Source organism: Deferribacterota bacterium (assembly GCA_034189185.1).
GTDB lineage: Bacteria > Chrysiogenota > Deferribacteres > Deferribacterales > UBA228 > UBA228.
Map to the genome: position 1 here is coordinate 1 of JAXHVM010000001.1, position 25,448 is coordinate 25,448.

The window sequence follows — 25,448 nt, forward strand, 5'->3', positions numbered from 1 at the left end:
CAAGAATTTATAGTATTATAGATAAAAAAAGAAGTGAGATTTATAGATTTGATATGGGTGAAGAGGTTAAAAGGGTTAATTTTGCAATTAAAGAATATAAACTTGGCAAGGATGTAGCTTTAGTTTGTGGTGGGGATCCCTCCCTTTATGGTTTGGCTTCCTTGGGATATGAATTAATTGATAATGTTAAGGATATAGAGGTTATACCTGGTATTACTGCCTTTCTTGCTGCCTCAGCAAAACTTGGTGCAGCTGTTTCAGAAGACATTGTAATATTGTCAATGTCAGATTTACTTATTCCATGGGATATTATAAAAAAAAGGATAGAAGCCTACTCAAGAATTGATGTTGTATTATCAGTGTATAACCCTAAGAGCAAGAAAAGGGATTGGCAGCTTAGTTTTCTAGTAGAGAGATTGTTAGAAAACAGGGGAGATGTGTACTGTGGAGCTGTTAAGAATGCTTTTAATAGAAATGAAAATATAAAATTATTTAAACTATCAGATATTGATTATTCCTATATAGATATGCGTACAGTATTGATAATTGGCAATTCAAAAACTTATGTTAAAGATGATAAACTTGTAACACCAAGGGGTTATAACATTTGATATTGATTTTAGGTGGAACAAGTGAAACACATAATTTTATTGCAAATGAAAAATTAGACAAAGACTTCATTATAACTGTAAGCACAGATTATGGATATAGTCTTTACTCAAGACTATATGGCTCTAAAGTATTAAAGATAAATTTTAGTAAAGATTTGTTAAAAGATTTTGTTAATAAGAACAATATAACAAAGATTATTGATACAACCCATCCAAATGCACTTACCATTACAAAAATAGCAAAAACAGTGGCAGTAGATGTGGGTATTGATTATATATATGCTAAAAGAGATATAGATTATCCCTCTTTATTGGAGCTTGCAAGGGATAGTAAAAATATATTTATTTTTGACTCAGTAGTAGCAGCTAAAGACTTTCTTAAAAAAAATTCTTTTAAGAGGATACTTTTTACAATTGGTGTGAAATACCTCTATTTGTTTAGGGAGTTTCTAGAAAATTCATATGTTAGGATACTACCCTCAATCAGTTCTATAAAGAAAGCTCAAGAACTAGGTGTTTTACAGTCTAATATAATAGCTATGCAAGGACCTTTTACAAAAGAGCTAAATTTCGCTATAATAAATCAGTATAAGATAGATTGCATTATAAGTAAGATTTCTGGCAAAAATAGTGGCCTCTATGAAAAAATAGAGGCCACTATCGAGAAGAATATAACAATTGTATTATTTAATAACAATAGCTTTAAATTTTAATATGATTAACATTAAAATATTAAGTTTACACGCCCTAAATTATTTACATATCCTTAATTATATGTTAAGTAATTAATATTGAAGGATGTTTATGAGAAGACAGTTCTGGAAGATATATGTATGGTTAGAAAAAAATGTATTCAATAGTTTAGCTAGAAAACTAACTGGTAATATAGGCTTCCTAATTTTTTTACAATTTGTCTACGTTGCTTTGCTGTATTTTTTAAATAAAAGACTAGTATATGAGTTGAGTTCCCACAATGTTGATAAAAATTTAATTAATTACATTGAAAATATTTTAAACCAAAATTTTTATATATTTTTAATACTCTTATTTATTGGTGTAATTGCAGGCATTATAATTATTATATTTTTAAGATATCTTGTTAATAGACCATTAAAGAAAATTATTCATATTTTTAAAGATATATCTGAAGGAAGGGCAGATCTTAGTGTAAAACTGCCGGCCTTTACATATGATGAGTTTAGGGATCTATCAGTTTATTATAATAAATTTGTAGGCATGCTTAGTGATATAATTGATAGTATTAGATCAAATACAACATATATAAGTGTTTCATCAACAAAAAGCAGTAAGAATATAAGCCAAGCTAGTAGTGATTTTGAAAAAGAAAAAGCTACCATAAATACAATGGTTGATTCATTAAAGGAAATCTCTAAAACTACTAACTTAATTGCAAATGATATATCGGGTATATCAAATGTTGTTAATGACAATGTCTTAAAATCTAGAGATTCTTATGGAGAATTATCAGAGGCAAGTGCAAAGATAAATGAAGTCACTACAAAGATTGGAAATTTTGTTGATACAGTTTTAAACTTAAGGGATAGGGCAGAAGGTATCAAAGATGTAATAAAGATAATAAACGACATATCAGATCAGACAAATCTTTTAGCACTAAATGCAGCAATTGAGGCTGCTCGAGCTGGTGAAGCTGGTCGAGGTTTTGCCGTTGTGGCTGAGGAGGTAAGAAAACTTGCAGAAAATGTTAAAACTGAGGTAGCAAATATTAATGAGACTATTGTTAATATGAGTGGTACTATTGATAATATTGCTAAAGAGTCTGGTGTATTAAGTAGTGATATTGGGGAGTGTACAAGTGCCATTAATAATTCTCATAATAGTTTTGATTTTATAATCAAAAATTTTGAAAATACAGAAGATCAGATAAATAGAATAGTTGCTTCCATTGAGGAGTTATCATCAAGTAGCGATGAGATGGTTAAAAATATTGAAGATATTGATAGTATAAGTGATAAAAACTTAGACGTTATTACAAATATTAGAGACTTTTTATATAAACTAGTTGATAGGACAGATAATTTGGTGTCTCTTATATCAGAATTTAGGATAAGAAGGGGTAAAACTGCTGAAATACTTGATAAACTTGAGATCTATAGAAGGGAGTGCGCAAAGATATTAGAGGATGCCTATAGAAAAGGAGTAAATATTTTTGATGAGAATTACAAGAAGATTGAGGGGGATTTTGATCCACCAAAATATAGAACCCTTTATGATCAGGTCGTTGAAAAGGACTTGCAACAAATACATGATAGATGGTTGAAAGAGATAGAAGGGGCCGTGTTTTTACTATGTGTTGATAGGAATGGTTATGCACCAACACATAATAGTAAATATTGTAGATATACTGGGGATAAAGAGACTGATAGAAATTATTCTAGAGATAAAAGGATATTTAATGATAAAACAGGGATTCGTTCAGCTAGAAATATGAAAAGGTGGGATTTTCTAACCTATGAACGTGATACAGGCGAGATTTTGAGTGAGATTTCAATGCCAATATTTATAGATGGCAAACATTGGGGAGCTATAAGGTTAGGTTTAGACCCAGATGTCTTTATTAAATAAAATTTAATAATTAAAAGAAATAGCTTAAGTTTATTTATTGCATAAAAACACTAAAACTATATAATTAAATAAAGCTTGAAAAAAATTATATTATTTATAATATATTAAGCTACTTAATTTTAGTTTAAGAGGTTAATCTGATTATGTTTGAAGGAACTACGATACTTGCTGTTAAAAAAGGAAGTGATGTTGTAATTGGTGGAGATGGTCAGGTAAGTTTCAATAATAGTGTATTAAAAAGTAATGCTAGAAAGATAAGAAAGCTATACAAAGATAGCGTATTGTGTGGTTTTGCAGGCTCTACAGCTGATGCCTTTACACTTTTAGAGAGATTTGAGGGGAAGCTCCAAGAGTTTTCAGGTAATTTGCTTAGATCATCTGTTGAATTAGCTAAAAATTGGAGAACAGATAAGTATTTGAGACAACTCCAGGCAATGATGATTGTTGCAGATAAATCATCTATGTTTATATTAACAGGTATTGGCGATGTGGTTGAACCAGAGAATAATATTGCAGCTATTGGTTCAGGTGGGCAATATGCACTTGCAGCAGCTAGAGCATTAGTAGAGAATACAGAATTGAACGCTAGAGAGATAGTCGAGAAATCATTATATATAGCCTCGTCTATCTGTATATATACAAATAATAATATAGTAATAGATAATTTATAAATAATATGAGGGGATTATGGAGTCATTAACACCTAAAGAGATTGTATCAGAGTTAGATAAATATATTATTGGTCAAGGTGAGGCTAAAAAAGCAGTTGCTATAGCACTGCGAAATCGCTATCGTCGGCTTAAGTTGCCTAAAGAGTTACAAGATGAGGTTGTGCCTAAAAATATTATAATGGTTGGTCCAACTGGTGTAGGTAAAACAGAAATTGCTAGAAGACTTGCAAAACTAACAGGCTCACCTTTTACAAAGGTAGAGGCAACTAAATTTACTGAGGTAGGTTATGTTGGTAGGGATGTAGATTCAATTATCCGTGAGTTAGCTGATATTGCATTTAATCTAGTAAAGGAAGAAAAGAGAAAAGATGTTTTAGAGAAAGCAAAAGAGAATGCTGAGGAGAGAATTTTAGACTTACTACTACCAAAGCCACGTGGTTATGTGGAGAGTGAATCAGAGAGTGAGACTAGAAACAAATTTAAAAAAATGCTTAAAAACAAACAGATTGAAGATAGATTTGTTGAGGTAGAGGTTGAAGATGGTGGCCCTAATATAGGTATTTTGACAAATATGGGGATAGAAGATGTAGGGATGAACCTGCAGGATATGTTTAAAAATATGTTTCCTAAAAGAAAAAAAAGAAAGAAGATGAGTATAAAAGAGGCTAGGAAGATTATAGAAGCACAAGAGGTTAATAAATTGATAGATATGGATGAGGTTAAAAATGAGGCTATAAAAAGAGTGGAAAGCAGTGGAATTGTTTTTATAGATGAAATTGACAAGGTATGTTCTGCTGATGCTGCAAATTTTAGATCTGCAGATGTATCAAGAGAAGGTGTGCAAAGGGATCTACTCCCAATGGTTGAAGGCTCAACGATTGTCACAAAATATGGGCTCGTGAGAACTGATCATATATTATTTATCGCAGCAGGCGCTTTTCATACAGCAAAGCCCTCTGATCTTATCCCTGAGTTGCAGGGCAGATTTCCTATTAGGGTTGAATTACAATCTTTAAATAAAATGGAATTTATAAGGATATTGAAAGAACCTAAAAATGCTCTTACAAAACAGTATAAGGCATTATTAAATTCTGATGGTGTAGAGATTTATTATGAAGATAGTGGTATTGAGAGAATTGCAGAGATTGCAGAAGAGGTTAATGCTACAAATGAAAATATTGGCGCAAGAAGGCTCTATACTATTATGGAAAAATTATTGGAGGATATCTCCTTCGATGCACCTGATACGGATATTAAAAAGTTGGTAATTAATAGAGAATATGTGGATACTCATTTATCAGAAATAGTAAGTGATAAGGATTTGACACAGTATATTTTATAAAATGATATATATAAATTATTTATTTAAATTATTATTTTTAATAATTGTGCTAATTTATAGTACGCTAAATTTATATGCCTATGAGTCTATGTTTGACTCATTATCACTAAATAAGGATTTTTATGTTATTAGGGTAAAAGATGGTAAAATATATACAGATATTGGTAAAGATCAAGGGGGGTTTGAGGGCTTAAAGATAAAAATATATAAACAGGTTGAAGAGATAAAACACCCAATCACTGGGGAGATTCTAGGGATAACAAAAGATAAAATCTGCGAAGCTAAATTAGATGAGGTATATGAGAGATTTTCTATAACCTATACACATTGTCCAGAAGCTAAGGTAAAGGATATTGTAAATGTATCACAAGATTTTAATATCTTTGTTAATTATAAAAATGAGGTAGATGAGTATTTTAAACGTTTAGTAGAAAATGATATTACATCGAATAATTATAATATTGTAAATGATCCATCTAAGGCCGATCTTATTCTGGATGTTTCTAAGGTTTACAGGGGTGAGTATTCACTGAGTTTAAAAACAAAAGACAATTCAGTAATAGCGTCAAAGGTAATAAAAGAAGAAGAAAAAATGGCTCAAGAAGGTGATTTTAAAGAGAGAAAAAAAATTACCTTAGATACACTACTAAAAAGTATATCTGTAGCTGATGTGGATGGGGATAAAACTGATGAAGTAGTGGGTTCCTCTAAAGATAAGGTCATTATATATAAGATTGAAGAGAAAGAATCTGTCAGAGAAAACGTGTTAGATGGGTTTAATAGTATTATAAATGTTGAGGTTGCTGATCTAAATGGCAATGGTATAGATGAAATATTTGTAGTAGATTTTCCTTATGTGGGTGATGTTAGCACAAAAATATATGAATATAACGGTGAATCTTATTCTAAAATAGAGAGTTTACCCTATTTTGTCAGATCCTTTATAATAGATGGTATTCCTTATATAATTGGCCAAAGGCAACACTTTGAGCGATTGACGAGGGGTAAAATATTTACAGTTGTTTATGAGGAGGGTAGTTATAAAGAGGGAATAACCTTTGATACACCCGAAGGGTTTAGATTATATGGTTTTTTTACAGAAGGTTCTGAATCAATATATATAGATGATGAGGGAAAGATATTAAAAGGGGTTGGTAGAAGCGTTGTGGATAAGGTACCCTCTTCACTTGGGTTATATTTAAACACCTTTAAAACAAGATATGGTATGTTAGAGGGGGAGAGAAGGAAAGACCTTTTTACTGAAATCCATAGAGAAGGTTATGAGGATGCTTTTAAGTTAAGAGAGAATGAAGAGGAGAAGGTAGTTTTTGAGTTTTCACCAAAGAGTAGATTATTTAAATTTAATAATTTTATCTATGCTTACATTAATGTACCATTGACTTCGTTTATTGAAAACAAACTGATTGTTACCTCGTCAAAGATATTGCAAATTGGTAAAGATTCAATGCTTGTTAGCTATGTTGGCAGCGGCCTTTCTAAAAACGTCTATGATATGTATATGAAGGTAAATGAGTTTGGCGAATATTATTTTTATGTACTTGAATCTAACCCTAAAACAGTTGATTTGAATATCTTTGGAAATGAGGGTAATAGTAATTTAATAATTTTAAAATATTAATAGAAAATTTAGTTGACACCACAATGCTACTGTGGTAAACAGTAAATGAAAAGGGAAATTAAGGTAATAAGAGTAAATAAATAAAAGAAAGGAGGAGAACTATGAGAAAGCTATTTGTAGTACTGTTAATGCTTATGTTTGCCTATAGCTCCTATGCATTAGAGCTAAAAGCAAATGGCTCTTACCGTATTAGGATGTTTAACACCTGGGGTGGTGGTGGTAGTGACGTTAATATTGACAAAGGAGCCAATGCGTGGAATTTTGGAAATATTCAAGATGGTGATGATGATGATACCTTTTTTGACCAAGAATTTACATTGAAACTTACAGCTGACAATGGAGATGGCATTAAAGGTGTTGTAATGTTCCAAATGGGTGATGCTATGTGGGGTGATGAGAATGATTATGCTAGAGTTGGTGCTGGCGATAATGATGCCGATGTTGAGGTGTTAAATGCCTACATTGAGGTTGACAAATGGATCTATGCAAAGGCAGGTGTATTTACTTTTGATACTCCAAATAGTGCTGTCTTTTCAGATGAGACAGCTGGTATTTTAATTGGTAAAGACTTTGATAGATTTGCTGTTAATTTAATGTATTCAAGACTCTATGATGCTGGCTATGATGAGGTAGGTTATGATACTGATGACAATGTAGACTTATATGGTGTTATGGTGCCAATGAAGACTGATTATTTTAATGTAACCCCCTATTTCTTATATTCCCATGCTGATGTAAAAGGTGAATATAATAGTTTTGATCATAATGGTAATATTATGAGATTATATCATGGTGGCATTAACCCAAATCTAAATGTAAACAACGAATACAGCTTAATGGGTAGAAGTTTTTTAGAGGATACACTCCATGATGGCTATAAAGATGCAGATATGTGGTGGATTGGTGCAGCCTTTGATGGGAAGATCCCTGGTTATGATATCGATTGGAATCTACATGGAGTATACGGCTCAGCTGATTTAAATGCTATAGAAGGTGAAGATTTAGAGATGAATGGTTTTCTAATTGATGGCTCACTAACTTATATATATGATAGATATAAGTTTGATGTATATGGCCTATATTCTTCAGGCTTTGATGAAGGAGACTATAACGGTCATGAATTAGATATAATGCCAACATTAGCACCTGGCTATATGTCTTATAAAACATATGCACCACTATTTTTTGACAGCTATTCTATGGGCTGCTTTACCCAAGATCCATCCGGTTTTTCAATGATAGGTGGTCAGGTATCAGCCAATTCTTTAGAGAGACTAAAACACACATTTGATGTTGCCTACATCTGGAATATGATCGATGAGGATGTTGCAGCAGCTGCAGGGATCTCAAGGGATAATACAGATTCATTTAATTATAGATATATGTTTGATAGTTTTGTTCAGATTGCTCTTATTAATGAATATCAAATTGCAGAGGGAACTACCTTTACAATGTTAGCAGGCGCATTGGTTCCTGATGCAAATGATGATGTTAATGGTAACGAATTTGAAGAAGACACAGCTTATGCTATAAACTTCAAATTGCAGTATAATTTCTAAAAAGAGCTATAAATTTAAAAAAGGAGGCTTTAAAAAGCCTCCTTTTTTTTAATTATTTAAAATATTATAAAAATATTATATAATGTATTTTCTAAATAAGTAATTGAACCAAATATTAGAATAACCATATAATACTAATAATTAAATAAGGAGAGGATTATGTTTAAAAAAACAATTACTCTTGTATTATTATCTCTATTTATAGTTACAGCAAGCTATGCACTTGAGTTTGAAGCAAATGGATATTACCGCATTAGGATGTTTAACTCTTGGGGTGGCGGTGGCGGTGATGATGGTATGACCCTATATAATTTTGGAAATATTGAAGATGATGATGATTTTGATCAATATATTGAACAGAGAACAGGCTTGCAACTTACTGCTGACAATGGAGATGGCATTAAAGGTGTTGTATTTTTTGAGATGGGTGATGCTATGTGGGGTGATGAAAATAGTTATGCACGAGTTGGTGGTGGTGATAATAGTGCCGATGTTGAAGTGTTAAATGCCTATATTGAAATTGATAAATGGTTATATGCAAAATTAGGTGTATTCCAATTGGATACGCCAAATAGCGTTATTTTCTCACAAGAGACTGCGGGTATATTAATTGGTAAAGATTTTGATAATTTTGGTGTTAATTTTCTATATTCAAGGCTCTATGATGGAGGTTATGATAAGGTAGGCTATGATAATGATGATAATGGTGATCTTTATGGTGTTATGGTGCCAATGAAGACTGATTATTTTAATGTAACCCCCTATTTCTTATATTCCCATGTTTCACACAATGGTCATCTATATAGTTATGATACAGTAGGTAATTTAGTTGATATGTATCAAGGTGATCTAATAGATGAATACTCAGTTAATAGAAATTATACAATAATGGGAAAAAGTTTTAGTGATGATTCTTTTCATACAACATTTAATGATATGGATGCATTCTGGATAGGAGCTGCCTTTGACGGTAGAATACCTTACGGAAATGGTATTGATTGGAAACTACACGGTGTATATGGCAGTGCTGAAGTAGATGCTAGGACAGGTAGTGATCTTGAGATGGAAGGTTTTCTAATAGATGGCTCACTAACCTATATATATGATAGATATAAGTTTGATGTATACGGTCTATATTCCTCTGGTTTTGATGGAGGTGACTATGATGATAGGGATCTTGGTATTATGCCCACAATTTCACCTGATTATATGGTTTATGGAACTTACGCAACATTCTTTTTTGACAGTTTAGCCCTTGCAAGTTATGCCTATGATCCAACAGGCTTTTCTATGATAGGCGGGCAGGTTACCTTTAATACTACCGAAAGCCTTAAACATATCTTTGATGTTGCCTATATCTGGAATATGATTGATGAGGATGTTATCTCAAGTGATAGAGAGAATATACTAAGAGATCAGCCCAGCACTTTTAATCAAAGATATATGTATGATGGTTTTGTGCAGATTGCCCTTGTTAGTGAATATCAATTGTTAGAGGGAACAACACTATCTATGCTAGCTGGTGCACTTATCCCTGAAGCAAATAGAGATGCTGAAGGAAGAAAGTTTGAGGATGATACTGTTTATGCATTAAACTTTAAATTTCAGTATAACTTCTGATGTAATTATATAGAAGTTCTTTTTGTTGACTATTTTATGGTTATAATTTATTTTTGATAGGTGTATGAAAATATAATACTTCTATCAACAGGTATTATTGGTGGCATTCTTGGATTTATATTAGGTATTGGTGGTGGCATCATAATAATGCCTGTATTAGTGTTATTATTAGGCTACCCATTTCATGCTGCAGTACCTGCAAGTTTATTGGCAATAGTAGCTAATAGTTCTGTGGCAGCAGCAAACAATATAGAAAAGGGTAATGTAAATATACCTCTTGGTTTGACACTTGAGTGTGCAACTGTTTTTTTTGCAATTGTTGGTGGTTTTTTAAGTTTAGGATTGAATGAAAAATATCTTATATTCTTATTTAGTATAGCTGTATTAATATTAGCCATCATTTATATAAGAGATATTTTTAAAAATAATAACGAAAATGACATAAAAGATTATAAAATTTTAAACTTAGAGAAGAAAACATATTTTTCAGATTATTATTATGATGAAATAATAAGAGAGAGAGTATTCTATAATGCTAAAAATATACCAATTTCAATTTTGTTTTCATCAATTGCTGGCATACTGTCAAGTATGCTTGGTATAGGGGGCGGTTTTTTAAAGGTTCCTGCAATGAATTTAATCTCTAAGATGCCAATCAAGGCAGCAACTGCTACAAGTAATTTTATGATATCCTTAACTGCCTCAGCTGGTGCATTGGTTTATATTCTTTATGGTGATATAGACTTAAATTTAATCTCAGTGATTGTTATAGGTGTCTTTATTGGCTCACAAATCTCAAATAGATATTTTAGTAAGGTTAGGGATGTAAAAGTTAAAATATTGTTTACAATTATACTGTTTGTTATGGCAATACAGATGTTTCTAAAGGCCTTTTTTTATGAATGATTTTAGATTTATATCAAAAGTCTATAAAAGTGGTATATATTTGTCACTCTTGTTGATTGTTATATCATATTTTTTAGAGTTTTTAATAAATATTAATATATTTAATATTAAATATATAGCTATTATAATTCTTGTTATTACACCTTTTATTGTGTTATTAAAATTACTCATATATTTTATAGTAAAGAAAAACTATTATAATTTTATAATTTCTTTTATTTTAATAGTCAATATATTAGTTGTTTTATATCTAAAACTTAGATGAATAATATAAAAAGAAGAAAAACAAAAAGGATTAAACTAGGCTCAGTCTATATTGGTGGTAATAGTCCAATTTCTGTTCAGACTATGACTAATACAAAAACTGAGGATTACGACAAAACTATAAAACAGATTGATGAATTAATTAGTGCAGGTGCAGAAATTATTAGGTTAACAATCCCAACTAATGAAGCAGTTTTTACTTTAAAAAAGATTAAAAATTATATATCTATACCTATTATTGCTGATATCCATTTTGATTATAATATGGCTATAAAGGCTATTGAGGCAGGTGCCGATGGTATTAGGATCAATCCTGGTAATTTTCCCTTTAAAAAACTTGATAATATAATTGATGCGGCCAAACAGAATGATAGGGCTATACGTATTGGTGTTAATGCAGGCTCACTTAAGAGTAAATATTTAAAGAAATATGGTGCTGTTGAGGGTTTAGTTGGATCTGCATTAGATTATATAGATATCTTTGAAAAAAGAGGGTTTAATAATATAAAAGTCTCTGTCAAATCAAGTGATGTAATTAATACAATACAAGCATACAGAATGATTGCTTCAAAATGTGATTATCCGCTGCATTTAGGTATAACTGAGGCAGGGATAGGTGATTATGCAATTGTAAAGTCATCAATAGGTATAGGAAGTCTTTTGTTAGATGGTATTGGGGATACAATAAGGGTATCCCTTACAGGGAATCCAGTTAAAGAGGTTTACGTTGGCAAAGCTATACTTAGAAGTTTATCACTTAGAGAAGAAGGAGTTGAGATTATAAGCTGTCCAACCTGCGGAAGGTGTACTATAGATATTGAGAATTTGGCAAAGAAGATTGAACAATTACTTTCAAATTGTAAGATTCCAGTAAAAATTGCTGTAATGGGTTGTATTGTTAATGGGCCAGGAGAGGCAAGACAAGCTGACTATGGTATTGCTGCTGAAAATGGCGAAGCTGTAATATTTAAAAAAGGGAGAGTTTTAATGAAAGTAAAAGAAGAGGATATTTTGCAGAATTTTTTAAACCTCTTAACAAACGAAGGGTTGATTAGTAGATAAAATGAGCTTTTTTGAGAAGAAAAAGTTAAAACAATTTCTAACTGAGAGTAATCTTCTTAAAGTTAATGTAATAAGTAGTGTTATAATTATTACCTTTCTGGTGATTTCATTAGGTAGTTTTTTTATATATAGTCAATATAGTAATTATAAAAAGTCTTTAAAATACAATAGAGACAATATTATTAAAGATAGAAAAGATGATATAAGAAATAGGGTTGAACAACTTGTTTCAGTAATTGACACCTATTATCAGAACAATCAAAGATTTCTTCATAGAGTTTTAAAAGAACATGTATTTATGGCTGAGGATGTCGCAACAGATCTATATGAATGGTATAAGAATCAATTAAATAATGAAGAATTAAAAGGATTAATTGTTAATACTTTAGGGGAGATTAGGTTTGCTGTTGGTAATTCATATATCTACATTAATGACTTAGATGGAGTCTCTATATTACAGCCTGCATTCCCAGAGTTTGAGGGTGTTAATTTATTATCATTAAATAAAGATCATTTTTTTAAGAGTATTGTAGAAAAGGATATTAAATTTTTAAAATCTAATGAACAAGGTTTTGTTATCTATAAGAAATATGTAGGATTTGTAAAAAAGATTCCAATCTTTAACTGGTATATTGGTAGTTTTGTAGATATGGATATAATTGAAGGTACTTTAAAAAAAGATATTTTAGAGATGTTAAGACAAAGAGTGGCTGATGATAGATATATGCTTACCCTTTTTGAGGTCAATAATTTAGAGGGTGGCAAGAATTTTGCAAAAATATTGATACGTCAATCAAACCCAAAAGAAGAGGGCAAATTTATTTCAGATAACGCTACTGATATTAGGGGTATTGAGTACAGAAAAAAATATTTAAAAAGTATAAGAGAAAAAGGTAGCTCCTTTATAAGTTTTGAATTACCAGATAAAAATGTTAAGAGAAAAGATATACTTGCATACCTATATTATTATCCAAGGTTTAACTGGTTAATTTCGATTAATGTCTCTATGGATGATATTGAAAAAATGTATAAAAGCGTAATAACTAATGTTAAGAAGGATCTATTTGTTCAGTTATTAATCACTATTTTGCTTTTTGTCCTTTTTGCTAGTGTAGCTTTTGTTATATCATTATTCTTTTCGAAGCTTATTTGGCGTATTTTTCAAAATTATAGGAATCAGATTGAAGATAAGACAAAATCTCTTATATCAGCCCAAAATGAATTAAGGAGAAGATTATATTATAATTTAGATACTAATCTGCCAAGCTTTGAGAAATTTAGGGAGGATCTTAATTATATCAATATGAATAATAGATGTTTTGCAGCGGGTATTATATATCTAGAGAACTATAATCTACTAAAAAATTATTATGGACTAGAGATAGGTAAGGATATATTCAAGATGCTTGCAGATGAAGTTGTGGCTTTCTTTGGGAAGAGTGAGTTCAATATATATCATTACAGTGAAGATACATTAGCACTTTTGGCAACTTACGAGAGCAATATTGATAAGAAATATCTTCAAGAAGTAGCCGAAAGATTTGTTAATTATGTAAATAATAAAAGGTATATTCTGCCAGAACATAAATTTGCTATAGATTTTGTTGTATATACAGTTTTTGTGTATAATACCCCAATTGCCATGGAGGCTTTAGGTTTTGGAATAGAAGAGGCAAAAAGAAATAAAATTTATTCAATGGTTTATGATAACTATGAATCTACAAAAAATTATTTTCAAAATACAATTATATGGTCTAGAAAGGTAAAAGAGGCTCTAGATGAATATAGGATTATCCCATTCTATCAACCAATCTATGATAGAAATAATAATATAATAAGTTATGAATCATTGGTTAGATTAATTGACAATAATGGTGATATCATTAGTCCTGCTCTATTTTTGGACATTACAAGGAGAAGTAACCTATATTCGCAGATTACAAAACGCATGTTTGATGAGTCCTTTAAATGTTTTAAGGATAGCGGTATTAATTTTTCTGTAAATGTAAATATTGAGGATTTTTATAATAATGAAACTTTTAATTATATAAAAGAAGTTTTAAATAATAATAAAGAAGTGGCAAAGCGCTTTACTTTTGAGATTGTTGAGAGTGAAAATATTAATGATTATGATCTGTTTGGTAAATACATTAGATCTTTAAAGGAAAGCTACAATGTTAAATTTGCTATTGATGATTTTGGTTCTGGTTATTCTAACTTCTCCCATATTCTTAGCCTTGATATAGATTATCTTAAGGTTGACGGAACACTTATCAAAAATTTAGATAGGGATAAAGATATGGAGATACTTGTAAGCTCAATAATATATTTTGCAAAACAATTAAATCTTAAAACAATTGCTGAATTTGTTCATAGCGAAGAAATCTTAAAGAAAACATATGAACTAGGTTTTGATTATTTTCAAGGATTTTATTTGGGAGCACCTAAGAGAGATATTTTTTAAAAAGATTATTCAATTAGGGCTAATTTTTGATCAGACGTGACAGAATCACCAACATTTATATATATCTCTTTAACTACACCGTCTTTTGCTGCCTTTATCTCATTCTCCATCTTCATGGCTACTAAAATTAATATAGCTTGGCCTTCTTTTACCTCATCACCAGAATCTACCAAAATTTTACCTATACTTCCTGACATTGGTGCAGTAAGAATCTGCTTGCCCTCTGCTTTTATAGCTTTTTTGTCCTTTAACATTTTTTTAATCTCATCTAAGATCTCTATCTCATAGAAATCACCATTTGTTAGTACCTCAAATCTATCGTTATGTTCAGTAATATCAACTGCATAGGATTTGTTATCAATTATTATTGAATAAATACTCTCAGATATTTGCACAAAATCAACTATATGTAGTTCGTTATTTATTTTTACTTCAAAATAGCCGTTCTTTCTTTCTACTATTTCTACTTTATATTCAGAACCCTCTGCCTCAGCATAATACTTCCTTTTTGTAATCATTCTTGTAAACCTCCTTTATTATAGATTGAATTAACTAAGGCTATCTCTCAAAATAATCGTTGAATATTCATTAATCTGCCTATCCTTTTCCAATTGTTTTCGTAAACTCCTTCTTTTTCTGTCAAGCTTTCAGCTGCTGCTTTCTTTTCGGAAAGAAGTTGTTTTATGCTTGCAGCAATTATTGCCACAGAAGGGTCCTCCTCCTTCCTTCTCTGCATCTCCTCAACATTGAACTGATTGTCGATAAATCCAGTATCATATATACCTTTTATAAATGTATTATTTTTTAGCACACTTTGATGAAAGGGTATATTGCTTTTTATCCCAAGCAATATGAACTCAGATAATATTCTCCTCATATTGATAATTGCACCATATCTAGTTTTATCATGTGCACATACCTTTGCCATTAATGGGTCATAGAAAAGAGGTATTTCATAACCGTCGTAAACACCAGATTCAACACGAACATTTGGCCCCTCAGGAGCATGGTATACCTTTATTAATCCTGGTGAGGGCATAAAATTATTAGTTGGGTCTTCAGCGCATATTCTACACTCTATAGCATGGCCATCCCTTTTTATCTCATCTTGTTTATATGATATTTGCTTATCTTCAGCGATTAGGATCATCTCTCTAACAATATCAACACCTGTAACTATTTCTGTTATAGGGTGTTCAACTTGCAGTCTAGTATTCATCTCAAGAAAGTAAAATTTTTTATCTTTTCCCACAATAAACTCTAATGTACCTGCACTAATATAACCAATTGTTTTTATTGCTTTAACGGCAACCTCAAACATCTCTTTTCTTGTGTTATCGTCAATAAAAGGGGATGGGGTCTCCTCAATAAGTTTTTGATGCCTTCTCTGTATTGAACACTCCCTTTCAAATAAGTGAACATAGTTTCCATGTTTATCACCAAGAACTTGGACCTCTACGTGGTGGGGTTCTTCTATATATTTTTCAATATACAGATCACCATTCCCAAAAGAGGATTGAGCCTCTGATGTGGCAAGCCTGAAGGAAGGTTCAAAATCCTTAATATCTTTTATTATTCTCATGCCTTTGCCGCCACCACCATAAACTGCCTTTAACATAATGGGCAACCCTATATCCACAGCAACTTTTTTAGCTTCATTTATATCCCTTATAGGATTTTTAGTCCCTGGTATTATTGGGACACCTGCAGAGTTCATAATATGCCTTGCTGCAGTTTTAGAGCCCATATCATTAATATGTTTAGGATGAGGGCCAATAAATATTAAACCAGCATCTTCCACACTTTGTGCAAAATCTGCATTTTCTGCATAAAAGCCATAGCCAGGGTGTATAGCAGCATTTGTTTTTTTGGCAATATCTATGATTTTATCCTTTTTTAGATAAGTATGGTCATCTTTATTATCGCTTATTAAATATGCTTCATCTGCATATCTTACATGCGGAGCTTTTCTGTCAGCATGTGTGTAGATAGCAATTGTTCTTATGCCCATTTTTCTACAGGTTCTAAAAATTCTAATGGCAATCTCTCCTCTATTTGCCACTAATACCTTATCTATTTTAGCCATATATTACTCCTTATATGTTTTATAAAGGTAGATTATCATGCTTTTTAGGTGGGTTAGTTTGTCTCTTATTTGATAATAACTCAAGGGCTTGTATTACTTTTGTTCTTGTATTCTCTGGTATTATTATCTCATCAATAAATCCTAATTCTGCTGCTCTATAGGGGTTTGCAAAGGTTTTTCTATATTCTTCAACTAGCTCTTTCTTTCTCTTTTCTGGATCTTTTGCTGATTTTATATCATTTCTAAACAATATATTAACTGCTCCATCTGGCCCCATAACAGCAATCTCAGCTGTTGGATAAGCATAATTTATATCACCCCTGATATGTTTTGAGCTTAATACGTCATATGCGCCACCGTATGCTTTCCTTGTTATAATAGTAATCTTTGGAACAGTAGATTCGCAATATGCATAGAGTAGTTTTGCACCATGTTTAATAATGCCGTTATATTCTTGATTGGTTCCTGGCATAAAACCAGGGACGTCAACGAGTGTTAATAGGGGAATATTAAAACAATCACAGAATCTAACAAATCTTGCACCTTTTATTGATGAGTCAACATCGAGTGCACCAGCTAAAACTTGAGGTTGATTTGCAAGTATACCAACAGTTTTACCATTAAACCTTGCAAAACCAACCACTAGATTCTTAGCATATAACTCTTGTACTTCAAGAAAGTAGTTATCATCTACAATTTTTGTTATAATGCTTTTAATATCATAAGCTTGATTAGGATTCTCTGGCACAATCTTGTTTAATTCACTATCTGTTCTATTTGGATCGTCCTTGGTAGGTTTTATTGGAGGGTCGTCTAGGTTGTTAGATGGTAAAAAACTGAGTAGTTCCCTAATCTTTAATAAGCATTCCTCATCATTATCAGCTATAAAATGTGCTACACCACTTTTAGTGTTATGCGTTACAGCGCCACCTAATTCGTCTTTTGTTACAATTTCATTTGTTACTGTTTTTACAACATCAGGACCAGTAATAAACATATAGCTTGTATCTTTTACCATAAATATAAAATCAGTAAGTGCTGGGGAGTATACTGCTCCACCTGCACAAGGGCCCATAATAGCTGATATCTGAGGGATTACACCTGATGATAAAGAGTTTCTTAAAAATATATCAGCATATCCGGCGAGGGATAATACTCCTTCTTGTATTCTAGCTCCACCTGAATCATTTAATCCTATAATTGGATCCCCATTTTGGAGGGCTAGATCCATTATTTTACATATTTTTTTTGCAAAATATTCTGAGAGCGATCCCCCAAAAACTGTAAAATCTTGCGAAAAGATATATACCTTTCTGCCAGCAATTTTTCCATATCCTGTAACTACACCATCGCCTAAGTAGGAATTTTTCTCCATATCAAAATAATGACATCTATGTCTAACAAATTTATCTAACTCAACAAAGGTTCCTTTATCTAACAGCTTTTCAATTCTCTCTCTAGCTGTTAATTTGCCTGCACTATGTTGTTTTTTAATCCTCTCTATACCTCCACCTAACTCTGCTAATTCATTCAGCTTCTTTAGCTCATTAATCTTGTCTTCCACATTAGCTCCTTTTTATATAAAATTTTTAACAGTAATATTATTATAACATTTATTTAAAGTTGTCAATGTGAAGCTACATATTTAATATCTAACATGAAAAAGTAGTATTGACAAAACACTTTAATTTTATTATATATTTAAACACATAATGCGGGTGTAGCTCAGCTGGTAGAGCGTGACCTTGCCAAGGTTGAGGTCGCGGGTTCGAGTCCCGTCACCCGCTTATTTTTTTTAATGGCGACGTGGCCGAGTGGCTAGGCAGCGGTCTGCAAAACCGCGTACCCCGGTTCAATTCCGGGCGTCGCCTTATGAAGCCCAGGTAGCTCAGTCGGTAGAGCAGGGGACTGAAAATCCCCGTGTCGGTGGTTCGATTCCGCCCCTGGGCATCACTTCTAAAGTTGGTGGTTATATCTTTGTAATCCTTCAACTTCGAAAGTTGAATTTCCCTATATACAAGTTGTTTCCTCACATTATTGGCTTCGCAAGTTGAAGAAACCTTTAAATAAAATTTTTAACCTGCGATTTAAGGAGACGTAAGAAGTCTATAACCTACAAAATGAAAAGATCACTTATATCTAAGCCTCATATAGATTGTGCTGAAATATGAATATCTATGATGTTTATTAAAACGACTTACAGGTCCACCGGGATAGTCATATTCATTATATCTAATATACACCTTTGTAGCTTCAGGTGGTGTTTTTATAGTGGTTTCTGTGCTTTTCCAAAAGTAGGAATATAATATGGGGCAGATATAGCTTTTTGTTTTTACAGTTTCATTATCATTGTTTTTAAAATAGAAAATCAAGTCACATCTCATTGTGGTGTCTCCCGAGATATTTGTTATTTTAATGTTTAAATCATTATTATCAGTCTCTTTTATTTCGTAACGCATCATTGGAGTTTCATATATCCCATCACTGTTATACTCTAAATATAGACCACCACATCCATAAATAGCCAGTATAAAAATTAATATTAATAAAATTGTATTATAATTACTTCTATAACGCCTATTATAAAACCTATTATAAAACCTAATAAGTTTATCCATCTAAACTCCTCCTTCATAAAAGAGAATAATAGATTTTCCACATCTTTTAAAGATAGATTATTAATTTTATCAGTAATAATCTTTGAGATATTTATTGTATTAAATACATTTATTATATTATTATCAAGTATGCTATTAAGTTCTTTTTTAAAATTTCCAGCTAATTCGTTATATGTTTTTTCAGATATACTATTATATATATTCCCAAGTACTATAGTGTCTAGAACTTCATTAAATAAATTTTCTATTTTACTTTGATTTTCAGTTTTTAATATATTGGAGACATCAACTTGAATAGAAAACTTTTCATTGTTAATTGTTATATTTTTTAATACCTCCTTTATTTTCTTTTGGCTAAGTGTTTCAATGTTATTCTTTATAATATTCTCAATCTTTTCGTTGAAATTATCAGAATGTATATATTTTTTTAATCTATGAATAATTTTTGCTCTATATTCATAAAATTTTTCAAAGCCAATTCTTTCGATATATTCATAAATTGGTTTTGACAATATATTGTTTAGATAGTTATAGAGATTATCACTTATTTTATTTTTTAGATCATTATTATTCTTTAATGAATTAACTATTTGTGGGAATTCTTTGTCAATTATCTCATAAATTGTTTCATCTGATAGTATTATATTTATAGCAGTAAGTTTTAGTTGATTAAAAAAACCATCTTTAAAATAATTATTTTTAAAGTCTATTATTTTTCTAGTTATTTTCTCCTTAACCTCATCTCTTTGTAGGATGTTATAAATAGATTCAGTTAATTTAACCGTTATTGAATTTGATATGTTTTTTAGTATTTCATCAATATCTATTTTGATTATATTTTTTAATGATTTACCCGATAATATAATTTCCCCTATATCATTTGATAGCTTATCTATAAATTCATTAGTTATTAAATAATTTAGTATAAGGTTGTGGAGGGTGGTTATGACGCCCTCGTAGATTTTAGGATAATCACTTATTTTTTTTTCATATACCTCTTCTAAGAGGTTCTCTAAAATATTGTTAACTTTTTCATTTAACGTGTTTTTTAGCCCTTCACTTTCTATTAGATATTCAGCTATTTTTCTTGAAATATTTTTTGAATCTATACCAAAATTATTGAGTAATGCTTTTATGTTACCAACGTCTCTATCTAAGATATTTTTTAGTTCTTTTTTTATAGTCACTTCTAATAAATCTTGAAAGTTGCTCTCCCATATTGCTCCTTTTATAGCTTCATTACTTATTAATTTGTTTCCCACCATTAAACCAATTTCACTTGCTAATTTTGATCTATTACGTGGGATCACACCTTGCCAGCCTAAGGTAAACCACCTTCTTTTAAATGGTCTAAAAAGCATTTTTATTGCAATAAAGTTTGTAATATAACCTACAATTCCTGATAATAGGGGAATGATTATTAAGTTATACCATTGCAGCTGCAATAGTTAAGCCCTCTCTTAGTCCAAAGTCACTAACCGTTAAAATATTAATATTAAAATAATCCATTATGGATAATATAATAAGAATCCCTGGAATAATAAGATCTTCTCTACCTTTTAATAGAGGGTATTTCTTAACACGTTCTACTGAGTTTATACTAGCTAAATGATTAAATATATTTTTGATATTATCTTTTTTTAATTTATAGTTATTTATTAAATTTCTGTCATATTTTTTTAAATTGCTATCTATTGCTGCAATAGTTGTTATTGTTCCAGCTGTACCTACAAGCATATCAGGTTTTAAAGATTGATCTAGATTATTGATTATAGGATTAATATATTTTATTAAATCTAGTTTAGTATTGTTATCAAGTTTATCGTCAACTCTAAAGATATCTGCTAATTTAACAACGCCCAAAGATAAGCTTTTAATATATTCAACTTGTTTGTTTAAAATATATATAAATTCAGTGGATCCGCCACCAATGTCAAATATAAGTGTATTTTTATCATTTATTTTTAATATACTATTAACTCCTAAATAGGTATAATAACCCTCACTTTCTCCATCAATAACTTCAACGTTTAGACCAATTTTTGAGACCTTTTCAAGAAATATTTCACTGTTTTTTGCTTCTCTTACAGCCGAAGTTGCTATAGTTTTTATTTTTTCAGGTTTGTATATATCTATGTTTTTTTTAAATTTTTTCAGCACTTCAACTGTGCGATTGATTGCATCATCTTGTAGATAGCCATTATCAATTAGATTTTCAGCTAGTCTTGTAATTTTTCTATCTTCAAATATAATTTTATTAATATTTTTATTTTTAATATCTGCGATTAGCAATCTAACTGTGTTACTCCCAATATCAATCCCAGCAGTGATCATCAATTAAATATAATTCTTATTTAGCAATTTAGGAATAAAAAAAGCCAGTTTTTAAACTGGCTTTTTTGGAATTAGATTTTAATTTTTAGCACTTATCCATATTTTCTAGGTATTTGTATAGATTATATTTTCTTTTAATATTTTTTTCTGCTTCAGATGCCAGCATTTTTGCCCTTTCTGGAAACATTTTCATTACCGCTCTAAATCTGTTTTCAGTTTTCATAAACTCAATAACCGATTCTTTAGGCTCTTTTGAGTCAATCTTTAGTGGGTTTTTACCTTCATTCAGTAGTTGTGGGTTATACCTATAAAGCATATTAAACCCACAGTTGATGGCAAGTTTTTGCTGCTCAACACCTTTGCTCATATCAATACCATGGGCAATACAATGGCTATCAGCTATAATAATTGATGGGCCATTGTAGTTTTCTGCTTCAATAAATGTTCTTATGCAATGAGCTGGATTAGATAAAGATACATGGGCCACATAGGTATGACCATAAGTCATTGCCATTAATCCCAAATCTTTCTTATCAGTTGGCTTTCCTGCAAAAGCAAATTTTGCAAAAGCACCAAGGGAGGTTGCCTTAGATGCTTGTCCTCCTGTGTTTGAATAGACTTCTGTATCAAGTACTAATAAATTTACATTTTCTTTTTGGGCAAGTATGTGGTCTAATCCACCATAGCCTATATCATATGCCCAACCATCACCACCTACACCCCATATAGACATAGGTATGAGAAAGTCAGCTAGTTCATATAGTTTTTTAGCTTCTAAGCTATCAATATTTCTAAGCTGCTCTTTTAATTTGACGACCCTTTGTCTTTGTTCTTCAATCTCAACTTGCTCTATTGTTCTTGCAGTTGCAATCTCATCAGCGAGAGAGCTATCAATTTTATCCCTTAATTTTTCTAATAATTTTAAAGCCTGTGACCTAAAAGAATTTACTGCTAAACGCATACCATAGGCAAATTCTGCAGTATCTTCAAATAGCGAGTTAGACCATGTAGGGCCTCTTCCATCTGCCCTTTTTGTAAATGGTGTTGTTGGAAGGTTTCCGATATAAATAGATGAACAACCTGTAGCATTTCCAATTATTGCTCTATCACCAAATAGTTGGAGCATTAATCTAACATAGGGAGTTTCACCACAGCCAGGGCATGCCCCTGAAAACTCAAAAAGATGTGGTGCTAGCTGAGATCCTTTAATTGTTTTTTTGTTATATTTATCATAAGGTAGCTCGGGTATCTTTAAGAAATATTCAAAGTTTTTGGACTCTGTTTCCCTTAATGGTGGTTGAGGCATCATATTAATTGCTTTTTTATCTGGCTCGCTTTTACTTTTAGCTGGGCAATTGAACACACATGCTCCACATCCTGTGCAATCCTCAGCTGCTATTTGTATAGTAAACTTCATTCCCTTATATTCTTTGCCCTTTGCATCAGTAAATTTGAAAGTAGGGGGCGCATCTTTTAAATATTTCTCATCATATATTTTCATTCTAATAGTTGCATGAGGGCAAACAAAGGAGCATATGCCACATTGTATACATAATTCTGGCTCCCATACAGGGATTTGTAACGCCACATTTCTCTTTTCATATTTAGAAGTGCCAGTTGGATAGGTGCCATCAAAGGGAAGTTTTGAAACAGGTAGTGCATCACCTTCATTTGGAATTAATTTACAAATTGTTTCTTTTATAAAATTATCACTATCAGGCGGTATAGCACATTTTTTCATAGATATATTACTTGTAACCTTGTTAGGTATTTCAACCTCTATTAGCTCATTAACCGCAGCGTTTACTGCTTCTATGTTCATATTTACTACTTTTTCGCCGTATCTACCATAAGTTTTTTTGATAGTTTCTTTTATTGCTTCTAAAGCTTGATCAAAGGGGATAATATTAGAAATTTTAAAGAAGGCTGTTTGTAGAATAACATTTATACGAGGACCTAAACCAATTCTTTCAGCTATTTCACTAGCATTTATAATATACATTTTTGGTTTTCTCTCAATAAGTAGTTCTTGCACAGTAGATGGTAATTTATCCCATACTTCATCTTTACTATATATAGAGTTGAGCAAAAATGTTCCATTTTCTTTCAATGGTTTTAAGAGATCATATTTTTCTAGAAATGCAAAGTTGTGACATGCTATAAAATCTGCTTTTTGGATCAAATAGGAACTCCTAATCTCTCTTTTACCAAAGCGCAAATGTGAGGTTGTAAGGGAGCCTGCTTTTTTAGAGTCATAGACAAAATAAGCTTGGACGTAGTTTTCAGTCATTTCACCAATTATCTTTGCAGAATTTTTGTTTGCCCCAACAGTACCATCTGCACCAAGACCATAAAACATTGCATTGTAGATGTCATCTTGAGGCGTTAACCATTCAGGGTCATAATCTACACTTCTAAAGGCAACATCATCATGTATTCCTACAGAGAAATTATTGATTGGCTCGCTCTTATCTAAGTTGTCAAAAACGCCCTTTATCATTGCTGGGGTGAAGTCCTTTGAACCAAGGCCGTATCTCCCACCAACAACAATAGGATACCCCTTAAATTCAAATAGGCCTTTTTGCATAGCTTCACCTATTGCTGTTCTTATATCAAGATACATTGGTTCGCCTAGTGCGCCTGGTTCTTTGGTTCTATCCAATACTGCAAACTTTTTAACACTTTTTGGTAAGTTCTTTACAAATGCATCTAAAGGAAAGGGTCTAAATAGCCTAAACTTTAAAACACCCACCTTTTCACCTAATTGGTTCATATACTCAACTGTCTCGTGGGCAACGTCAGCACCGGATCCCATAATAACTAAAACTTTTTCTGCCTCAGGATGACCTACATAATCAACTAAGTTATATCTCCTACCCACTGCTTCATAAAATTTATCCATATTTTTTTGTAGTATTTGAGGAAATCTATCGTAAAACTTATTTACTGCCTCTCTACTTTGGAAGAAAACATCTGGGTTTTGTGATGTTCCTTTTATCATTGGCCTTTCAGGATTTAAACCCCTTTGTCTTAATTTTGATACAAGATTATCATCAATGAGTTGTCTCATTATATCAAAATCAATTTGTTCAACCTTTCTAATCTCATGAGAGGTTCTAAAGCCATCAAAAAAATGCAAAACAGGAATATAACTTTCCAAAGATGCCATTTGTGCAATTAGCGCAAAATCCATAACTTCTTGTGGGTTGGCTGAAGCTAGTAATGCCCAACCAGTTGGTCTGCAGGTCATAACATCAGAATGATCGCCAAAAATTGATAGAGCATGTGTGGCTACAGCTCGTGCACTTACATGAAAAACAGTTGGGGTTAATTCTCCTGCAATCTTATACATGTTGGGAATCATTAACAGTAAACCCTGTGATGCAGTGAAAGTTGTTGTTAGCGCCCCTGTAGTTATTGAACCATGACAAGTTCCTGCTGCACCTGCTTCAGATTGCATTTCAACAACTTTTGGCACTTCTCCCCATATATTTTTTTCACCTTTAGCGCTCTTTTCATCAGCTAATTCTCCCATAACTGAGGATGGAGTGATTGGGTAGATTGATATTACTTCATTTGTGGCATGTGCAGTATATGCAGCAGCTGTATTTCCATCAATTGTGATATATTTTTTATTGCCCATAGTGCCTCCTTTATATTTGATTGGT

Annotated in this window: 18 protein-coding genes and 3 tRNA genes; 14 read left to right on the top strand and 7 right to left on the bottom strand. The window is 31.6% G+C overall.

The genetic code is table 11. The annotated features are described in order from the left end of the window. The 11 genes from SVN78_00005 to SVN78_00055 form a co-directional block, all read left to right on the top strand. A partial coding sequence (locus SVN78_00005) for a precorrin-3B C(17)-methyltransferase (protein ID MDY6819989.1) occupies window positions 1-611 on the top strand: 611 nt, incomplete at its 5' end. Continuing rightward, window positions 608-1,324, top strand: coding sequence for a precorrin-6A reductase (cobK, locus tag SVN78_00010; protein ID MDY6819990.1), 717 nt, complete (start codon window positions 608-610; stop codon window positions 1,322-1,324). The genes SVN78_00005 and cobK, both read left to right, overlap by 4 nt. Before the next feature lie 91 nt (window positions 1,325-1,415). Beyond that, window positions 1,416-3,215: a methyl-accepting chemotaxis protein gene (locus SVN78_00015; protein MDY6819991.1), complete on the top strand. Its 1,800-nt coding sequence runs from the start codon at window positions 1,416-1,418 to the stop codon at window positions 3,213-3,215. Window positions 3,216-3,352: 137 nt separating this feature from the next. Then, complete coding sequence (gene hslV, locus SVN78_00020; GenBank protein ID MDY6819992.1) at window positions 3,353-3,886, top strand: ATP-dependent protease subunit HslV; 534 nt, start codon at window positions 3,353-3,355, stop codon at window positions 3,884-3,886. A 16-nt stretch (window positions 3,887-3,902) separates the two neighbouring features. After that, the gene (hslU, locus tag SVN78_00025) at window positions 3,903-5,228 is read left to right on the top strand and encodes an ATP-dependent protease ATPase subunit HslU (protein ID MDY6819993.1); all 1,326 of its coding nucleotides are present in this window, start codon (window positions 3,903-3,905) and stop codon (window positions 5,226-5,228) included. Between the two features lie 46 nt (window positions 5,229-5,274). Further along, entirely contained in the window at window positions 5,275-6,867 is a 1,593-nt protein-coding gene (locus SVN78_00030; GenBank protein MDY6819994.1) for a VCBS repeat-containing protein, read from the top strand. Between the two features lie 101 nt (window positions 6,868-6,968). Beyond that, entirely contained in the window at window positions 6,969-8,426 is a 1,458-nt protein-coding gene (locus tag SVN78_00035; protein MDY6819995.1) for a hypothetical protein, read from the top strand. A 159-nt stretch (window positions 8,427-8,585) separates the two neighbouring features. Continuing rightward, complete coding sequence (locus SVN78_00040) at window positions 8,586-10,046, top strand: hypothetical protein (protein MDY6819996.1); 1,461 nt, start codon at window positions 8,586-8,588, stop codon at window positions 10,044-10,046. 60 nt (window positions 10,047-10,106) lie between these two features. Beyond that, entirely contained in the window at window positions 10,107-10,952 is an 846-nt protein-coding gene (locus tag SVN78_00045; protein ID MDY6819997.1) for a sulfite exporter TauE/SafE family protein, read from the top strand. Window positions 10,953-11,213: 261 nt separating this feature from the next. Next, window positions 11,214-12,278 carry a flavodoxin-dependent (E)-4-hydroxy-3-methylbut-2-enyl-diphosphate synthase gene (ispG, locus tag SVN78_00050; protein ID MDY6819998.1) on the top strand — a complete coding sequence of 355 codons (1,065 nt, stop codon included), beginning with the start codon at window positions 11,214-11,216 and terminating at the stop codon, window positions 12,276-12,278. 1 nt (window position 12,279) lies between these two features. Next, a complete protein-coding gene (locus SVN78_00055) occupies window positions 12,280-14,742 on the top strand; it encodes an EAL domain-containing protein (protein ID MDY6819999.1) in 2,463 nt (820 codons plus the stop codon). Window positions 14,743-14,747: 5 nt separating this feature from the next. Here the strand turns inward: SVN78_00055 and SVN78_00060 are convergent, their stop codons facing one another. From SVN78_00060 to SVN78_00070, 3 genes are read right to left on the bottom strand one after another with little or no spacing between them, the layout of a single operon-like run. Further along, window positions 14,748-15,260 carry a biotin/lipoyl-containing protein gene (locus SVN78_00060; GenBank protein MDY6820000.1) on the bottom strand — a complete coding sequence of 171 codons (513 nt, stop codon included), beginning with the start codon at window positions 15,258-15,260 and terminating at the stop codon, window positions 14,748-14,750. Between the two features lie 47 nt (window positions 15,261-15,307). Beyond that, window positions 15,308-16,828, bottom strand: coding sequence for an acetyl-CoA carboxylase biotin carboxylase subunit (locus SVN78_00065; protein MDY6820001.1), 1,521 nt, complete (start codon window positions 16,826-16,828; stop codon window positions 15,308-15,310). 19 nt (window positions 16,829-16,847) lie between these two features. Next, complete coding sequence (locus SVN78_00070; protein ID MDY6820002.1) at window positions 16,848-18,392, bottom strand: acyl-CoA carboxylase subunit beta; 1,545 nt, start codon at window positions 18,390-18,392, stop codon at window positions 16,848-16,850. A 150-nt stretch (window positions 18,393-18,542) separates the two neighbouring features. On the opposite strand from SVN78_00070, the gene SVN78_00075 reads away from it, so the two are divergent. The 3 genes from SVN78_00075 to SVN78_00085 all read left to right on the top strand — a co-directional run bounded on the left by SVN78_00075 (window position 18,543) and on the right by SVN78_00085 (window position 18,778). Beyond that, window positions 18,543-18,615 (top strand) — tRNA-Gly (locus tag SVN78_00075). A 13-nt stretch (window positions 18,616-18,628) separates the two neighbouring features. After that, window positions 18,629-18,699, top strand: a tRNA-Cys gene (locus SVN78_00080). 6 nt (window positions 18,700-18,705) lie between these two features. Then, window positions 18,706-18,778, top strand: a tRNA-Phe gene (locus tag SVN78_00085). Between the two features lie 179 nt (window positions 18,779-18,957). Here SVN78_00085 and SVN78_00090 read toward each other — a convergent pair. The 4 genes from SVN78_00090 to nifJ form a co-directional block, all read right to left on the bottom strand. Next, window positions 18,958-19,446: a hypothetical protein gene (locus tag SVN78_00090; GenBank protein MDY6820003.1), complete on the bottom strand. Its 489-nt coding sequence runs from the start codon at window positions 19,444-19,446 to the stop codon at window positions 18,958-18,960. Then, window positions 19,371-20,807: a DUF445 family protein gene (locus SVN78_00095; protein ID MDY6820004.1), complete on the bottom strand. Its 1,437-nt coding sequence runs from the start codon at window positions 20,805-20,807 to the stop codon at window positions 19,371-19,373. The genes SVN78_00090 and SVN78_00095 overlap by 76 nt, the downstream gene beginning before the upstream one ends. A gap of 64 nt (window positions 20,808-20,871) precedes the next feature. After that, window positions 20,872-21,780: a hypothetical protein gene (locus SVN78_00100; protein ID MDY6820005.1), complete on the bottom strand. Its 909-nt coding sequence runs from the start codon at window positions 21,778-21,780 to the stop codon at window positions 20,872-20,874. Between the two features lie 85 nt (window positions 21,781-21,865). Next, the gene (nifJ, locus tag SVN78_00105) at window positions 21,866-25,423 is read right to left on the bottom strand and encodes a pyruvate:ferredoxin (flavodoxin) oxidoreductase (GenBank protein ID MDY6820006.1); all 3,558 of its coding nucleotides are present in this window, start codon (window positions 25,421-25,423) and stop codon (window positions 21,866-21,868) included. Window positions 25,424-25,448 lie beyond the last annotated feature (25 nt).

Bases quoted from the DNA above. Each gene is read 5' to 3' on its own strand.
- SVN78_00015 (MDY6819991.1), top strand. From the start codon at position 1,416: ATGAGAAGACAGTTCTGGAAGATATATGTATGGTTAGAAAAAAATGTA.
- hslU (MDY6819993.1), top strand. From the start codon at position 3,903: ATGGAGTCATTAACACCTAAAGAGATTGTATCAGAGTTAGATAAATAT.
- SVN78_00040 (MDY6819996.1), top strand. From the start codon at position 8,586: ATGTTTAAAAAAACAATTACTCTTGTATTATTATCTCTATTTATAGTT.
- SVN78_00055 (MDY6819999.1), top strand. From the start codon at position 12,280: ATGAGCTTTTTTGAGAAGAAAAAGTTAAAACAATTTCTAACTGAGAGT.
- SVN78_00060 (MDY6820000.1), bottom strand. From the start codon at position 15,260: ATGATTACAAAAAGGAAGTATTATGCTGAGGCAGAGGGTTCTGAATAT.
- SVN78_00090 (MDY6820003.1), bottom strand. From the start codon at position 19,446: ATGGATAAACTTATTAGGTTTTATAATAGGTTTTATAATAGGCGTTAT.
- SVN78_00095 (MDY6820004.1), bottom strand. From the start codon at position 20,807: ATGCTTTTTAGACCATTTAAAAGAAGGTGGTTTACCTTAGGCTGGCAA.
- SVN78_00100 (MDY6820005.1), bottom strand. From the start codon at position 21,780: ATGATCACTGCTGGGATTGATATTGGGAGTAACACAGTTAGATTGCTA.
- ispG (MDY6819998.1), top strand. From the start codon at position 11,214: ATGAATAATATAAAAAGAAGAAAAACAAAAAGGATTAAACTAGGCTCA.
- SVN78_00065 (MDY6820001.1), bottom strand. From the start codon at position 16,828: ATGGCTAAAATAGATAAGGTATTAGTGGCAAATAGAGGAGAGATTGCC.
- SVN78_00035 (MDY6819995.1), top strand. From the start codon at position 6,969: ATGAGAAAGCTATTTGTAGTACTGTTAATGCTTATGTTTGCCTATAGC.
- nifJ (MDY6820006.1), bottom strand. From the start codon at position 25,423: ATGGGCAATAAAAAATATATCACAATTGATGGAAATACAGCTGCTGCA.